Source organism: Lentzea sp. NPDC004782, assembly GCF_040609115.1.
Taxonomy (GTDB): Bacteria; Actinomycetota; Actinomycetes; order Mycobacteriales; family Pseudonocardiaceae; genus Lentzea.
Genome location: NZ_JBEXJN010000008.1, coordinates 47,002 through 62,432 on the forward strand (window position 1 = coordinate 47,002; position 15,431 = coordinate 62,432).

Consider the following 15,431-nt stretch of genomic DNA (forward strand, 5'->3'; position numbering starts at 1 on the left):
GCGCACGGAGTGTTGCAATTGGTGTGGCCCACGTCACCCATAAGGCGCATTGCCGGTTACCCAATAAAAAGGAAACCTTCTTTACCATACCCCGAAGCGCCGCCGCCCCGATGCGTCGAGGAGCGACATGCTGCGCAACCGACCACTACCGACCCTGGTCGTGGCGGCGGTGGGTCTGGCCTTGCTCGTGCCAGGTACCTCAGCCAACGCGGGTCCCGTACCCGGCACGGGAGCGGCGCTCAAGGTGGCCGCCGGCCCCGGTCAGGTCTCCACCGTGCCCGACTGGCGGATGCAGACGAGCAAGACCGCCACCCAGTCCGGTGAGGTGATCTCCGGACCGGCCTATTCGGACTCCGGATGGCTGACCGTGCCCGCGCGGTCGACGGTGATGGCCGGTCTGATCGCGAACAACAAGTACGGCGACGTCAACTACTCGGAGAACCTGAAGAAGGCCAACCGCGCCGACTTCCAGGTGCCGTGGTGGTACCGCAAGGTCTTCCAGGCCGATCCGCAGCCGGGCGTCAACACGTTCCTCAAGCTCAACGGCGGCGTGATCGCCCGCGGTGAGGTCTGGCTGAACGGCAAGAAGGTCGCCGGCACGGACACCGTCATCGGTGCCTACCCGAACTTCGAGTTCAACGTCACCAGCCTGCTCCGCAAGGGGGACAACGCGCTGGCCATCAAGGCCTCGCCGTCCGACCCGGCCAAGGACCTGGTGATCCACTTCATCGACTGGTCGCAGCTGCCGCCCGACCGCAACCAGGGCATCTTCCGCAACGTCGACCTGGCCCAGAGCGGCCCGGTCTCGCTGCGCGGCCTGCACGTGCTGACCGACCTGCCTCTGCCGAACCTCGACAGCGCCGCGGTCACCGTGAAGGTCGACGCGCGCAACAACACCGGCAGCGCGGTCACCACGACCGTCACCGGCAGCGCGGCGGGCCAGAACTACAGCCAGAACGTGAGCCTCGCCGCGAACGAGACCAAGACCGTCACGTTCCCGCTCAACGTCACGAACCCGCGGCTCTGGTGGCCGTTCCAGATGGGCGAGCAGCCGCTGTACGACGCGACGGCCACCGCGACCGTGGCGGGTGCGAAGTCGGACGAGCAGAAGACCACGTTCGGCATCCGCGAGGTCACCTCGAAGATGGTCAGCGGCAACATCCAGTACCAGATCAACGGCAAGCCGATCCTGATCCGCGGCGGCGGCTGGGCGTCGGACCTCTTCCTGCGCACCAACGTGCAGAAGATCGCCGACGAGCTGATGCTGACGAAGTCCATGGGGCTCAACACGATCCGTCTCGAAGGCAAGCCGGAGAACGACGAGCTCTACGACATCGCCGACCGTCTCGGCATCCTGATCATGACCGGCTGGGAGTGCTGCTCGAAGTGGCAGAGCACCAGCAACTTCTCCGCGGAGGACAAGAGGGTCGCGGGCGCGTCCGCCGAGGGCGAGGCCAAGCGGATCCGCAACCACCCCAGCGTGTTCACGTTCCTGATCGGCTCGGACGAGGCCCCGGCGGCCGCCGTCGAGACGATCTACCTGGACGCGTTGAAGCGTGCCGACTGGCAGGCCCCGATCGTCCCCGCGGCCGCCCGCCGCAGCTCACCGCAGCTCGGTGACTCCGGCATGAAGATGGACGGTCCGTACTGGTGGGAGCCGCCGGTCTACTGGTACAACAACCAGAAGGGCGGCAGCGCGGGCTTCGCGTCGGAGATCGGCCCCGGCCCGGCGATCCCGGAGATGGACGAGCTCAAGAAGTTCCTCAGCTCCTCCGAGATCAGCAAGCTCACCGACTACAACGCCTCGCAGTACCACCTCTCCCCGTCGAGCACGTTCAGCAAGCTCGGCTTCTGGGGCACCGCACTGGACAACCGGTACGGCAAGCCGTCCTCCGTGGACGACTTCGTGAAGAAGGCCCAGCTGCAGCAGTACGAAACGAACCGCGCGCAGTTCGAGGCGTTCGGCCGCGACTTCTCCGACACCGGCTCGAACCAGGCGCAGGGCGTCATCTACTGGATGCAGAACGACCCGTGGCCCAAGCTCTACTGGCACCTCTACAACTACAACCTCGCGACCGCGGGGTCGTACTTCGGTGCCAAGACGGCCAACAAGGCCCTGCACGCGCAGTACTCCTACGACGACAAGTCACTGGCCGTCGTGAACATGGGCCTGCAGGCGCAGGACGGCCTCAGCCTCCAGGTGACCGTCTTCAACTCCGACGGCACGCAGAAGGCGAACGAGACGCGTCCGGTCCCGGCCAAGGCCAACGGGTCGGTGCGGGTGGGCACCCTGCCGCAGCCGTCCGGCCTGTCCACCGCGTACTTCGTGCGACTGCTGCTCAAGGACGCGAACGGCAAGGAGGTCGACCGCAACGTGTACTGGCTGTCCACCAAGGCGGACACGCTGAACTACAGCGGCGGCGACTGGTACTACACGCCGCAGTCCGCGTACACGGACCTGAAGTCGCTCAACACGCTCAAGGCCGGCCAGGTCTCGGTGTCCACGACCACGACGCCCGGCACGGACGGCCGGCAGGCCACGCACGTGACCATCAAGAACACCGGCACGTCCGTGGCGTTCTTCCTGCGGGCGTCGCTGCGCAAGGGAACCGGTGGCGCCGAGGTGCTGCCGGCCGAGTGGACGGACAACTACATCACGCTGTTCCCCGGTGAGACCCAGACGATCCGGGCCGAGTACCGGGCGTCCGACCTCGGCGGGGCCCAGCCGGTGGTGGAGGTCTCCGGCCACAACGTGACGAAGAAGTCCTTCAGCTAGCACCGGGCCCGTTCGGGCGCACCCGGTCGTCGATGAAGGGCTCCTTCATGCACTCCAGGTGGAGTAAGGAGCCCTTCATCGACCGCGGTGAGCGGGCTCGTAGCGGTTCGCGACGACGTCGGGCCGTTCCACGGGACGGCCCGCGTCGATCGACCAGGCCAGCCGCACGTACTGCGCGTGCGTCCAGGCGAGCGGGGTGGCCGAGGTGGTTCCCCGGCCGTCCCACACCTGTTCGGGCAGCATGAGGCCGCTGTTGGCCGTTGCCGCGATCTCCCGCAAACGCTTGGCAGCACTGGCCTTCTGGCCGATGAGCAGCTCGTACTCGCCGCGTTCGCCGCTCAGCAACGGCCAGAGCCGCCCGTACGTGCGCGTGGGCGTCGGCCAGTTGATGTTCCACGGCCTGCCGTCCGCCGTCTCGCCGTAACCGTCCTGCGTGAACCGGTGCCAGTAGCCCTGCTCCTTGAGCTGCTGGTCCACGACGCGCACGGTGTTGCGGATCGTCGGGTCGTCGGCGCGTTTGACGCCCAGCCTGGTCAGTTCCAGGAAGCTCGGATCGACGACCGCGCGCTGGTCGATGTCGGCCGGGTTGTTGTCACCCAGGTTGTACTTCGTGCCCGCGTCGGGGTTGCCGTCCTTGGTGAGCCGCAGGTAGTACGGCTTGGGCTCGTACGGGCCGGTCGTGGTCGCGGTCCAGCTCCCGGCCTTCCGCTGCCACTCGTCGGCGACCTCGAGGTACCGGTCGGCGTTCTCCCCGTTGCGGTGCAACAGGTCCGCGAAGCACACCAGCCCGGCGACGACCGAGGCGATCGTGGCCGGCGAGTAGCCGCTCTGGTTCTCCCACCGCTCCTGCTCGCTGAACGGCGCGTTCGGGTAGCTCAGCAGGTAGTCGGCGGCCTTGCGCAGATGGTCCACAGTGGACGCGTCACGCCGGTCCAGCTGCCAGGCCAGCAGCAGCGGTGCCGCGGTCTCGTCCAGCTGGACGCTCTTCCAGAACAGCGTGCCGTCGGTGCGGGTGTTCTGCGGCAGATGGCCGTCCGGTTGCTGCTGCTTGTTCAGCATGAAGTCCAACGCGCGCATGGCAATACCGCGATCACCGGCCGCGATCATGGCCGTTGCGACGTGGTAGAGGTCGCGCGGCCACACGAGCGCGTACGGGCCGAGCTCCGGCGCGAGCTCGCGGTCGAAGCCGAACGCCCACGGGAAGCTCGGCGAGGCGATCAACGCGCCGGGGTTGCGCTTGTCCTCGGTCGCGGCCAGCACCATCACGGACTGGTCGTAGAGCCGCCGGTCCGCCGACGCCGGCCGCCGCAGCCCGGCCAGGTAGGTGTGCCAGCCCTGCGCGTACTCCCGTTGTGCCGCAGCGAACCCGCGGTCCAGCGCGGCCTGGGCGACGCCCGCGCCGAACCCGACCGCGAACGTGCCGTGCGCACGCCGTACCGGCTCGGTGGGCAACGTGCTCACCACCTCGCTGCCGCCCTTCATCGGCACGTGATCGACCGACAACCGCATCGGGCGACTCGACGAGAACCCCACGTCCGCCAGAACCGCCGCGCGTTGCGGGTCGGTGACGTAGGTGATCTCGGCGTGCCAGCCTTCGCCGCGCAACCGTTGCCGGAACGTCAGCGACCGGTCGTCCGCAGGCTCGGTGACGGCCTGACCGGGCTTTCCGTCGACCAGCAGCCGGGTTTCCCTGGTCGCGGGCGTGCTCAGGTCGGGGTGGAAGATCTCGGACAGGCCCTGGTGGCCGAGCGTGAACCACACCGGGCTCGCCGCGGACCGCGCGGTCCCGAAGCCCTGCTTGTCGGCGGGCAGCGGGACGACGTCGGCAGCGCGCGCGATCGGGGCCGTCATGACGAGCAGGAGCACCACCAGGGCCAATGACTTCATGACCCACGGTGTTCCCCGACCTAGAGATCACCACGCAGCAGGCTGTCGATGTCCTCGGGCGGGCCGGGCCGGGCGAAGAACCACCCCTGCCCCGTGTCGCACCCCAGCCTCAACAACCGCGCGGACTGGGCAGGTGTCTCCACTCCCTCGGCCGTCACACCCAAACCCAGGGCGTGCGCCAGCTGCACCAGCGTGGCGACGATCTGCGAGTCGACCGGGTCCTCCTCGGTCTCCGCGCGCAGCCCCTCCATGAACGAGCCGGCGATCTTCAGCTCGTGCACGGGCAGGTGCTTCAAATAGGCCAGGTTCGAGTAACCGGTGCCGAAGTCGTCGATCGCGATGCGCACGCCCATGTCGCACAACGCCCGCAGCGCTTCCAGCGGCTCGTCGGCGGTGCCCATGATCGCCGACTCGGTCAGCTCCAGCTGCAGGTGGTGCGGTGGCAGCGCGCACTCGTCGAGGATGCGCTTGACGTCGCGGACCAGCTCGGGGTCGCGGGACTGGCGCACGGCGAGGTTCACCGACACGAACGGGGCCGCGTCGCCGAACTCCTCCAGCCAGCGCCGCGCCTCCTCGCAGGCCTTGCGCAGCACCCACCGTCCCAACGGGACGATGAGGCCGGTCTCCTCGGCCAGCTCGATGAACCGGTCCGGTGCCAGGCGGCCGAACTCCGGGTGCTGCCAGCGCACCAGCGCCTCGACGCCGGTGACCGTCGAGTCCTCCAGGCGCACGAGCGGCTGGTACTCGACGTAGAACTCGCCGCGTTCCAGCGCGCGCGGCATCGTGGCCGACAGCGTGAAGCGGGCGACCTCGCGGGCGTTGCGCTCCGGGTCGTACAGCGCCCAGCGGGCCTTGCCGTCCGCCTTCGCCCAGTACAGCGTGATGTCCGCGTCGCGCATCAGATCTGCGGACGTGGTGCCGGACAGCTGCCGTTCGACGATGCCGATGGACGCGGAGATCGACAGCTCGTGGCCAGCGATGCGGATCGGGGCCTCCAGCTCGGTCAGCACGCGGTCGGCCACGTCGACGATGTCCTGCTCACCGGTCGAGCCCTCGACCAGGATCACGAACTCGTCGCCGCCCATGCGCGCGACCAGCTTGCCCTCGCCGGACACCGAGTGGTCGAGCCGCCGGCCGACCTCGACCAGCAGCTGGTCCCCCGTGTCGTGGCCCAGCGAGTCGTTGATGACCTTGAAGCCGTCCAGGTCGAGGTAGCAGAGGCCGGCTCTCAGGTGCTTGCCGCGGTTGGTGAACACGCGGCCGAGGCGTTCGAGGAACAGCGCGCGGTTGGGCAGGCCGGTCAGCGGGTCGTGCAGGGCCTGGTAGCGCAGCCGGTTCTGCAGCAGGTGGCGGTCGGTGACGTCCTCGATCATCGCCACCTGGTACTGCGGCTCGCCGTGGTCGTCGCGGACCAGCGACAACGTCAGGTGCGTCCACACCTGCTCGCCGTCGGCGCGGTGGAAGCGCTTCTCGGCGCGGTAGTGGTCGCACTCGCCCGCGATGAGCTGGTCGTAGAGCCGCCACACGCTGCCCGCGTCCTCGGGGTGCATGAGGTCGCGTACGTTGTACTGGCGCATCTCCTCGACGCTGAACCCGAGCATGTCCTGCAGGGCCTGGTTGACGTCCAGTATCCGGCCCTCGATGTCCGCGATGCCGATGCCGATCGCGGCCTCGGTGAACATCGCGCGGAACCGGGCCTCCGAGGCCCGCAGCATCGCTTCTGCCTGGTCACGGGCGTCCAGCACGGCCGCCCGGATCGCCTCCTGCTCGGCGAGCGTGCGTTCGCGCAGCGCACGGGCGTACCCGGCGGCCAGCGCGCCCTGCAGGGCGGCCAGGCGGGACTGCAGCCGGTCGTCGGCCGCGCAGCCCAGCTCGGCCAGCAGGTCGTCGCCGAGCAGCTGGATCGTGCGGCCGAGCGTGTCGGTTCCGGTGAAGTGCGCGTCGACCAGCCGTGAGCCGATCTCGTAGCCGGGTGCCGTGCGGAACGGGCTGGCGAAGAGCGCCTCGACCAGCAGCTCGGTGAGGTCCTGCAGGTGCTGGGCGACCTCGGCGCGCGTCATCGGCACGTAGCTCGACCCGATCACGGCCGTCGCCCAGCTGCGCGCGAACGACTCGGCACCGGCCAAAACGGCCGGGTCCAAAGGAGAGCGGTCGTCACGCACCCGGTGGTCAACCCGTTCGGTCATCTGCTCGGCCCTAACGCCACGAACGCGCAGCATACGGGCGGTCGCCCTGCGGAGTCACCTCTAAGCCTTTCGGCCCACGCCGCAGAAGCCCGGGAAGGGCCGCTGCGCCGCCTCGACGTCGTTGCTGGACTCGGGGCGCCACGCGGGCAACCGCACCACGCCCGGTTCGACCAGCTCGAACCCCTCGAACAACGCGGTGATCTCGGCCTTGTTGCGCAGCGTCGTCCGCACGACGTCGCGCTCGTACACGGCCCGTGCCTCGCGATACGACTCCGTCTCCTCCTCCAGCTCATAACCCGAGTGCGAAATGGCGAGGAAACTGCCGGGAGCGAGACGGTCGCGGTAGCCGCCGACGACGGCCGCCGGGTTCTCGTCGTCCGAGACGAAGTGCAGCAAAGCGATCATCAGCACCGCGACCGGCGCGCCGAGGTCGAGCAGGCCGGTAACCTCCCGCGAGGCCAGCACCGCCGCGGGGTCCCGCACGTCGGCCTGCAGCACGTTCACCCGATCGTTGCCCGACAAGAGCGACCGGCTGTGCGCGACGGCGACCGAGTCGATGTCGACGTAGACCACCTTCGCGGCCGGGTCGACGGCCTGGGCGATCTCGTGCACGTTGCCGACGGTCGGGATTCCGGAGCCGAGGTCGAGGAACTGCCGCACGCCGCAGCTCAGCAGGTGGCGGACTGCCCTGCGTAAGAACGCGCGGTGGTTCAGCACGACACCGCGCAGCTCGGGCATCGACTCCATGGTCTTCTGCGCGACGGTGCGGTCGGCGGCGAAGTTGTGCGCGCCGCCCAGGTAGTAGTCGTACACCCGCGCCACGCTCGGCCGTTCCAGGTCGATGTCACCCGGCGCCCAGTTCGGCCGCTCCACGTGCTCACCTCATCCGCGTCCGGAGCCGTTCCAGCCCATCATGCACCCGCCGCTTGGCAGAATGCCGACCTCGTGAGGAAAAGTTTGCTGCTGTCCACCATTCTCGCCTCGTTGGCGGCGTTTCTGCTGGTCGGCGGCACATTGTTGATCATCGATCCCGGCGCGCCGAAGCACGAGGCGATCAAGACGGGCGGGCTGGCGGGCGGCGCGATCGTGGCGCTCTACGCGTTGTGGCTCAACGACCGCCGCCGCAAGGTCGAAGAGGCCCGTCAGGAGCTCGAAAGCCAGCGCATCGACCACGACCGGTCCCGCGTGGCCGACGAACGGTTCGCGCGCGCTGTGGAGCTGCTGGGGCACGACGCGGCACAGGTGCGCGTGGGCGCGATGCACGCGCTCGCCGGCCTGGCCAAGTCCAGGCCCGAGGACTACAAGCAGACCGTGCTGGACATCCTCTGCGCCTATCTGCGGCGGCCGTTCCGGCACGAGAAGGACGACGAGCCGACCGAGATCGAGCTGGAGGTGCGGCTGACCTCGCAACGGCTGATCGAGGACCTGCTGCCGCGCCGGGACCAGGAGAACGCGCCGAGGTACGACCTCAACCTGACCAAGGCCCATCTCGAGTTCATGGACCTGTCCTACCGGCAGGTCGGCGACCTCTACCTGCGGGTCGCGCACTTCGAGGAGTCGAACTCCTTCCACCACATGCTGATCCACGGCCACTTCTACGTCACCGAGGCCACCGCGAACGGCCGGTTCCAGGTGCAGCACACGGAAATCCGCGGCAAGGCGTGGTTCAGCCGGTTCAAGTCCACCGGGACCGCGCTGTTCACGGACACGAAGTTCGGCGGCGAGACCAAGTTCGCGGGCTCGGAGTGGGCGGACGTGAAGGCGGACGGCTGTACGTTCGCGGTCGACCCGGAACTGCCCGAAGCGTGGAGGAACTGACGTGAAGTGGCTGCTCGCGGTCCTCTCCGCGGCCGTGGTCACCGCGGCCACCGCGGCACTCCTCTGGTGGTTCAAGGCGCCGCCCGTCGACATCGTGAAGACCGCCGGAGTCGCGGGCGGTGCCGTCGTGGCGCTGTACGCGTTGTGGCTCAACGATCGCAAGCACTGGCTGGAGAGCGAGAAGGTCGCCGACGAGCGGTTCGCGCGTTCGGTCGAGATGCTCGGCAACGAGGCCGACCAGGTGCGGGTGGGTGCGATGCATTCGCTGGTGTGGCTGGCGAAATCCACGCCGCGCTACAAGCAGACGGTGATCGACGTCCTGTGCGCGTACCTGCGCCGGCCGTTCGTCCACGCCTCGTGGGCACTCGACGGCGCCGATCCGGACACGAAGCTCCCCGAGAACCTCACCCTGGAGGAACAGCAGGAACAGCAGGTCCGGCGCACCGCCCAACGGCTGATCCGCGATCTGCTGTCCTGGGGCGACAAGAAGAAGGAGTACTTCGACCTCGACCTCACCGGGGCCGCGCTGGAGTACTTCAGGCTGGACGGCAGGCGGGTGCACAGGTTCACCGCCCGCCGCGCGCAGTTCTACGGGATCACCGAGTTCCGGGAGCTGCACGTGCGGAAACCCGCGTTGTTCTCCGGCGCGACCTTCCACGGGCGGCTTTCCCTGACGGACGCGAAGCTGGAGGGCGGCCTCGCGTTCACCGAGGTCACGTTCAAGCGCGAGGTGGACTTCCGCGCGGCCACCGTCGGCACGTTCCTGGCTCTCGTCGACCCGCCACCGCCGAAGCAGGTCGGCGAGCTGGAGTTGCTGCCCGGCACGGCGATGCGCACCCGGCACCTCGGCTGGCAGCTAACCGGCAGCACGGAGGCGGCCGGAGCGGGCCTCGGCGACCATGTCGAGCAGGACGCTCGCGGCGGCGCTGACGGTGTTCGGGGTGACGGCGACGGTCTCGGCGACGGGAAGGTCTCCGCGAAGACCGACGAAGCGGGCGCGGTCGGTCTTGACGGCGAAGGACTGCGGGACCAGCGCGACGCCTAGGCCGAACCCGACGAAGTCGAGCAGCGAGTGCACGTCGTTGACCTCCACGGCGACGTGCCGCTCGACCCCGGCCGCGGCGAGCGCGCGGTCGACCTCGTCGCGGGTGCCCCAGTCCGGGTTGAAGTCGACGAACGGCTGCCCGGCGAGCTCTCCCAGCGCGACGGACTCCTGGCCCGCCAACGGGTTCTCCGGCGCACACGCGAGCACCAGCGGTTCACTGGCCAAAGTGGACACCCGCAGGTCGTCGGCGATCTTCGGCTGACGCGCGACGAACGCGACGTCGAGCCGTCCCGCGCGGACCTCCTCGACCAGCTCGGCGTTGCCGGACTGCCGCATCCTGATCTCCACGCCGGGGTGCAGCTCGTGGAACCGCGACAGCACCGCGGGCAGGTGCACCACGTGCAGACACTGCAGGCTGCCGACCGACAACATGCCGCGCAGCAGCCCCTGCACCGCGGCGACGGCGTCCCTGGCCGACTCGACGCTGCTCAACGCCCGGCGTGCCTCGGGCAGCAGCGCCCGTCCGGCCTGGGTCAGCTCGACCTGGCGAGTGGTGCGCAGGAACAGCGGTGCGCCGAGCTCGACCTCCAGCGCCCGGATCGACGCCGAGAGACCCGACTGGGAGACGTGCATCCGGCGGGCGGCCCGCGTGAAGTGGGATTCGTCGGCCACCGCGAGGAAGTGCTCCAGCTGCCTGAGTTCCACGATTCATCACCCGCAGTGCTCAATGGGATCACTTCTTTGCGTTGGACAGCTTAATCGGTGTGGGCCAGAGTGGGATTCATGCAGAAGCGTCGTATCGGAGAAGTGGAAGTCAGCGCCATCGGCCTGGGCGGCATGCCCGTCTCCATCAAGGGACGGCCGGACCGCGCGCAGGGGATCGAGACCGTCCACGCCGCGCTCGACGCGGGCGTGACGTTCATCGACACCGCCGACGCCTACTCGCTCGACGACAGCGACTTCGGCCACAACGAGGAGCTGATCGCCGAGGCGCTGCGCGGCCGTTCGGAAGAGGTGTTCGTGGCGACCAAGGGCGGTCACACCCGCGTGCCGGGCGGTGGCTGGGGCCTCGACGGACGCCCGGAGTACCTGCGCAAGGCCGTCGACGCGTCGTTGCGGCGGCTCGGTGTCGACCAGATCTTCCTGTACCAGTTCCACCGGCCGGACCCGAAGGTGCCGATCGCCGAGTCGGTCGGGGTGCTCAAGGAGCTGCTGGACAACGGCAAGATCCGCTACGCCGGTGTCTCGAACTTCAACCCGGACGAGATCGTGCAGGCCAACGACATCCTCGGCGGGCGGCTGGCGGCCGTGCAGAACCAGTTCTCGCCGTCGTTCCGGTCGAGCGAGCCGGAGCTGGAGCTGTGCGACAAGCTCGGCATCGCGTTCCTGCCGTGGAGCCCGTTCGGCGGCATCAGCAAGGCGGGTGCGCTGGCCGGACCGTTCAAGGAGGTCGGTGACGCCCACGGCGTGAGCCCGCACCAGGTGTGTCTCGCGTGGATGCTGGCGAAGTCCGAAGTGGTGATCCCCATTCCGGGTGCTTCCCGGCCCGCGAGCATCCGCGATTCCGCCGCGGCCACCCACCTGGAGTTGACCGAGGACGAGTTGACCCGCCTGGACGGGTGATCCCGGTGGCAAATTAGGACAAATGGTCGCACGATCTAGTCCATGCGGACCTTGATCAGCATCGTGGCGATCGTCGCCGGCCTCTCGCCGGCCCCCGCGTCCGCGGCGCCCTTGCCCGAGGGCTCCGCGGACCACACGGCGGGCTCCCAGATCCTCAAACACGAAGGCACCGGTGATCTCCGAACAGCGGAGGACCCGCCGACAGACGGCAAGGTTCCCGGTATGGACGTCAGCAGTCACCAGGGCGACGTCGACTGGAAGTCCTCGAGGGACAAAGGAGCCCGGTTCGCCTACGTCAAGGCGACCGAGGGCACCCAGTACCGGAACCCGAAGTTCACCCAGCAGTACAACGGTTCCTACGACGTCGGCATGATCCGCGGCGCGTACCACTTCGCCCTGCCGGACCGGTCCGACGGCGCCGCACAGGCGAACTTCTTCGTCAACAACGGCGGCGGCTGGTCACCCGACGGCAGGACGCTGCCGCCGGCGTTGGACCTGGAGTACAACCCGTACGGCGACACCTGCTACAGCATGGACCAGGCCGCGATGACCGCCTGGGTGAAGTCGTTCAGCGACACGGTGTTCACGCGCACCAAGCGTCATCCGACCATCTACACGTCCACGAGCTGGTGGAACAAGTGCGTCGGCGGCTCGGTGAAGTTCGGCGACAACAACCCGCTGTGGATCGCGCAGTACAACTCGAAGCTCGGGCCACTACCTCTCGGCTTCGACTTCCACACCATCTGGCAGTGGCAGGCGGCCGGGCTCTTCCCCGGCGACCAGAACCTGTTCAACGGCAAGTTCGACCAGCTGCAACGCGTCGCCGCCTCTTGACGCCGGCTTCGAGGAACGCGGGGCCCCGCGTTCCCCTGGAGGAAACGTGGGGCCCCCGCGTTCCGTGAAATCAGTCGAACAGGGCCGGGAGGGTGCCCTCCCAGGCCTCGCGGAGCTCAGCCAGGGTGAGTTCGCCCAGGCCCTGGATCTCCAGCGCCTTCGACTCCGGGTCGACGACGCCGACCTTGCGCCACGGCAGGCGGCGCGCGGTGCACATGTCGGTGAAGCGCTGCTCCTCGGTCCGCGGCACGGCGACCAGCACGCGTCCGGCCGACTCGCTGAACAGCTCGGTGAACAGGTCGCCCTGCAGGAACACCCGCGCGCCCGTCTCACCGATCAGGCACGTCTCCACCAGCGCCTGGGCCAGGCCGCCCTCGGAGAGGTCGTGCGCGGCGGAGACCATGCCGTCACGGGAACCCGCGACGAGGATCTCGCCGAGCAGCTTCTCCCGCTTCAGGTCGGCCTTCGGCGGCAGACCGCCCAGGTGACCGTGCACGTGGTGGGCCCACTCCGAGCCGCCGAACTCGGGTTTCGTCTCGCCGAGCAGCAGCAGCGTCTCACCGGCCTCGGCCCCGATCCCGGTGGGGATGCGGCGGCGCACGTCGTCGATCACGCCCAGCACGCCCACGACCGGCGTCGGCAGGATCGCCGTGGAGCCGGTCTGGTTGTAGAAGCTGACGTTGCCGCCGGTCACCGGGATGCCGAGCTCCGCGCAGCCGTCCGCGAGACCCTTCACGGCCTGCTCGAACTGCCACATGACCGCCGGGTCCTCCGGCGAGCCGAAGTTGAGGCAGTTCGTGACGGCGACCGGGGTGGCACCCGTGACCGCGACGTTGCGGTAGGCCTCGGCCAGCGCGAGTCGTGCACCCTCGTACGGGTCGAGCTTGGTGTAGCGGCCGTTGCAGTCCGTCGAGAGAGCGACACCGCGGCCGGTCTCCTCGTCGATCCGGATCATGCCGCCGTCGCTGGGCTGCGCGAGCACCGTGCCGCCCCGGACGTACCGGTCGTACTGCTGCGTGACCCACTTCCTGGAGGCCAGGTTGGGGCTGGCCGCCATGACCTTGATCAGTTCCAGCAGGTCGTCCGGCCGTTCGAGCGAGTCCGGCGTGTTCGCCTGCAGCTCGTCCTGGTCGGCCGGGCGCTCGATCGGACGGTGGTAGACCGGGCCTTCGTGGGCGACGGTCCGCGGCGGCACGTCCACGACGACCTCGCCGTGGTAGGTGATCACCAGGCGGTCGCCGTCGGTGACCTCACCGATCTCGGTGGCGATGACGTCCCACTTCCGGCAGACCTCCAGGAACGCCTCGACGTCGCCCGGCTCGACGACCGCGCACATGCGTTCCTGGGACTCGCTGGAGAGGATCTCGGCCGGGGTCATGCCGGTGGCCCTGAGCGGCACGCGGTCGAGGTACACGTGCATGCCACCGTCACCGGCGGACGCCAGCTCGCTCGTGGCGCAGGACAGCCCGGCGCCGCCGAGGTCCTGGATGCCCACGACGAGGCCCTTCTCGAAGAGCTCCAGCGAACACTCGATCAGCACCTTCTCCGTGAACGGGTCGCCGACCTGGACGCTCGGCAGCTTCTTGCGCTTGCCCGCGCTGTCGTCGAACGTCTCGCTCGCCAGCACCGAGACGCCACCGATGCCGTCGAGGCCCGTGCGCGCGCCGTACAGGATGACCTTGTTGCCGGTGCCGCTCGCGTGCGCGAGGTGCAGGTCCTCGACTCGCATCGCGCCGACGCACAGCGCGTTGACCAGCGGGTTGCCCTGGTACGACTCGTCGAACACGACCTCGCCGCCGATGTTCGGCAGGCCGAGGCAGTTCCCGTACCCGCCGACCCCCGCGACGATGCCGGGCAGAACCCGCTTCGTGTCCGGCGCGTCCGGATTGCCGAACCGCAGCGGGTCCATGACCGCGAGCGGCCGGGCCCCCATGGCGAGGATGTCGCGCACGATGCCGCCGACGCCCGTGGCCGCACCCTGGTAGGGCTCGACGTACGACGGGTGGTTGTGGCTCTCGACCTTGAACGTGACCGCCCAGCCGTCACCGATGTCGACGACGCCGGCGTTCTCACCGATGCCCGCGAGCATCTTGCCGCGCATCTCCTCGGTCGTCGTCTCGCCGAAGTACTTCAGGTGCACCTTGGACGACTTGTAGGAGCAGTGCTCGCTCCACATGACCGAGTACATCGCGAGCTCGGCGTCGGTCGGCCTGCGGCCGAGGATTTCCCTGATGCGCGCGTACTCGTCGTCCTTCAGGCCCAGCTCCTTGTAGGGCTGCTCCTGGTCCGGCGTCGCTTCCGCGTTCTTGACGGTGTCGATCACGCCTTCACCACCAGGTCGAGCAGGGACAGGAACATGCCCAGTCCGTCGTCGGTCGGTCCGGTGAGCGCGTCGATGGCGTGCTCGGGGTGCGGCATGAGGCCGACGACGTTGCCCTTGGCGTTGGTGATGCCCGCGATGTCGTTGCGGCTGCCGTTCGGGTTCTCGCCGACGTACCGGAACACCACTCGGCCGTTGTCTTCGAGCTCCTTGAGGGTGTCCTCGTCGGCCTGGTAACCGCCCTCGCCGGACTTCAGCGGCACGAGGATCTCCGCGCCCTTGTCGTAGCGAGTGGTCCAGGCCGTGGTGTTGTTCTCGACCTTCAACCACTGGTCGCGGCACACGAAGTGCAGTTTGTGGTTGCGGACCAGCGCACCCGGCAACAGGTGCGCCTCGGCGAGGATCTGGAAGCCGTTGCAGATGCCCAGAACCGGCATCCCCTTGTTCGCGGCCTCGATCACTTCCTGCATGACGGGCGCGAACCGCGCGATGGCACCGCACCGCAGGTAGTCGCCGTACGAGAACCCACCGGGCACGATGACCGCGTCAACGCCCTTGAGGTCGTGATCCCCGTGCCACAACGGCACGGCCTCGCCGTCGGCGTACCTGACGGCCCGCTGCGCGTCGACGTCGTCGAGCGTGCCGGGGAAGGTGATGACACCGACCCTCATGCCTCGACCCTGCGCACGGTCCAGTCCTCGATCACGGGGTTGGCGAGGAACGACTCGGCGATCTTGGCGAGCGTGGCGTCGTCGACGTCGTCGGCGACCTCCAGCTCGAAGTGCTTGCCCTGGCGGACGGCGGTGATGCCGTCAAAGCCAAGACGCGGCAGCGCGTTCGCCACCGCCTGGCCTTGCGGGTCGAGGATTTCGGGCTTCGGCATGACGTCGACGACGACTCGGGCCACGACAGACTGCTCCCGGGTTCGAGGGGCTGGCGGTA

At 68.8% G+C, this 15,431-nt stretch carries 11 protein-coding genes and 1 pseudogene; 5 read left to right on the forward strand and 7 right to left on the reverse strand.

The features are described 5' to 3' along the window. The first annotated feature begins 127 nt into the window (after positions 1-127). On the forward strand, positions 128-2,776 hold the full coding sequence (locus ABZV40_RS09740; protein ID WP_355438035.1) for a glycoside hydrolase family 2 TIM barrel-domain containing protein: 2,649 nt from the start codon (positions 128-130) through the stop codon (positions 2,774-2,776). Between the two features lie 75 nt (positions 2,777-2,851). Here ABZV40_RS09740 and ABZV40_RS09745 read toward each other — a convergent pair whose 3' ends face one another. From ABZV40_RS09745 to ABZV40_RS09755, 3 genes are read right to left on the reverse strand one after another with little or no spacing between them, the layout of a single operon-like run. Next, positions 2,852-4,663: a glycoside hydrolase family 15 protein gene (locus ABZV40_RS09745; protein ID WP_355438037.1), complete on the reverse strand. Its 1,812-nt coding sequence runs from the start codon at positions 4,661-4,663 to the stop codon at positions 2,852-2,854. A gap of 20 nt (positions 4,664-4,683) precedes the next feature. Further along, entirely contained in the window at positions 4,684-6,849 is a 2,166-nt protein-coding gene (locus tag ABZV40_RS09750; RefSeq protein ID WP_355438039.1) for an EAL domain-containing protein, read from the reverse strand. 60 nt (positions 6,850-6,909) lie between these two features. Then, a complete protein-coding gene (locus ABZV40_RS09755) occupies positions 6,910-7,722 on the reverse strand; it encodes an SAM-dependent methyltransferase (protein ID WP_355438040.1) in 813 nt (270 codons plus the stop codon). Between the two features lie 72 nt (positions 7,723-7,794). Between ABZV40_RS09755 and ABZV40_RS09760 the strand changes: the two genes are divergently transcribed. Then, positions 7,795-8,667, forward strand: a complete 873-nt coding sequence (locus ABZV40_RS09760) for a hypothetical protein (protein WP_355438042.1) — start codon at positions 7,795-7,797, stop codon at positions 8,665-8,667. 34 nt (positions 8,668-8,701) lie between these two features. Beyond that, positions 8,702-9,712: a pentapeptide repeat-containing protein gene (locus tag ABZV40_RS09765; RefSeq protein ID WP_355438325.1), complete on the forward strand. Its 1,011-nt coding sequence runs from the start codon at positions 8,702-8,704 to the stop codon at positions 9,710-9,712. Here the strand turns inward: ABZV40_RS09765 and ABZV40_RS09770 are convergent. Next, a pseudogene (locus ABZV40_RS09770) lies at positions 9,614-10,417 on the reverse strand (LysR family transcriptional regulator); the annotation flags it as partial. The gene ABZV40_RS09765 and the pseudogene ABZV40_RS09770 sit on opposite strands and share 99 nt — an antisense overlap. 78 nt (positions 10,418-10,495) lie before the next feature. Here ABZV40_RS09770 and ABZV40_RS09775 point away from each other — a divergent pair. Next, entirely contained in the window at positions 10,496-11,335 is an 840-nt protein-coding gene (locus ABZV40_RS09775; protein ID WP_355438044.1) for an aldo/keto reductase, read from the forward strand. Positions 11,336-11,377: 42 nt separating this feature from the next. Next, complete coding sequence (locus ABZV40_RS09780) at positions 11,378-12,169, forward strand: lysozyme (protein WP_355438046.1); 792 nt, start codon at positions 11,378-11,380, stop codon at positions 12,167-12,169. Between the two features lie 70 nt (positions 12,170-12,239). Here ABZV40_RS09780 and purL read toward each other — a convergent pair whose 3' ends face one another. From purL to purS, 3 genes are read right to left on the reverse strand one after another with little or no spacing between them, the layout of a single operon-like run. Continuing rightward, complete coding sequence (gene purL / locus ABZV40_RS09785; RefSeq protein WP_355438048.1) at positions 12,240-14,492, reverse strand: phosphoribosylformylglycinamidine synthase subunit PurL; 2,253 nt, start codon at positions 14,490-14,492, stop codon at positions 12,240-12,242. Next, positions 14,489-15,160, reverse strand: a complete 672-nt coding sequence (gene purQ, locus ABZV40_RS09790; protein WP_355438050.1) for a phosphoribosylformylglycinamidine synthase subunit PurQ — start codon at positions 15,158-15,160, stop codon at positions 14,489-14,491. The genes purL and purQ overlap by 4 nt, the downstream gene beginning before the upstream one ends. Continuing rightward, positions 15,157-15,396, reverse strand: a complete 240-nt coding sequence (gene purS, locus ABZV40_RS09795) for a phosphoribosylformylglycinamidine synthase subunit PurS (RefSeq protein WP_355438052.1) — start codon at positions 15,394-15,396, stop codon at positions 15,157-15,159. The genes purQ and purS overlap by 4 nt, the downstream gene beginning before the upstream one ends. Between the last annotated feature and the right edge of the window lie 35 nt (positions 15,397-15,431).

Coding starts and splice junctions, on each gene's coding strand:
- ABZV40_RS09740 (WP_355438035.1), top strand. CDS start 128: ATGCTGCGCAACCGACCACTACCGACCCTGGTCGTGGCGGCGGTGGGT.
- ABZV40_RS09780 (WP_355438046.1), top strand. CDS start 11,378: ATGCGGACCTTGATCAGCATCGTGGCGATCGTCGCCGGCCTCTCGCCG.
- purQ (WP_355438050.1), bottom strand. CDS start 15,160: ATGAGGGTCGGTGTCATCACCTTCCCCGGCACGCTCGACGACGTCGAC.
- ABZV40_RS09775 (WP_355438044.1), top strand. CDS start 10,496: ATGCAGAAGCGTCGTATCGGAGAAGTGGAAGTCAGCGCCATCGGCCTG.
- ABZV40_RS09750 (WP_355438039.1), bottom strand. CDS start 6,849: ATGACCGAACGGGTTGACCACCGGGTGCGTGACGACCGCTCTCCTTTG.
- ABZV40_RS09745 (WP_355438037.1), bottom strand. CDS start 4,663: ATGAAGTCATTGGCCCTGGTGGTGCTCCTGCTCGTCATGACGGCCCCG.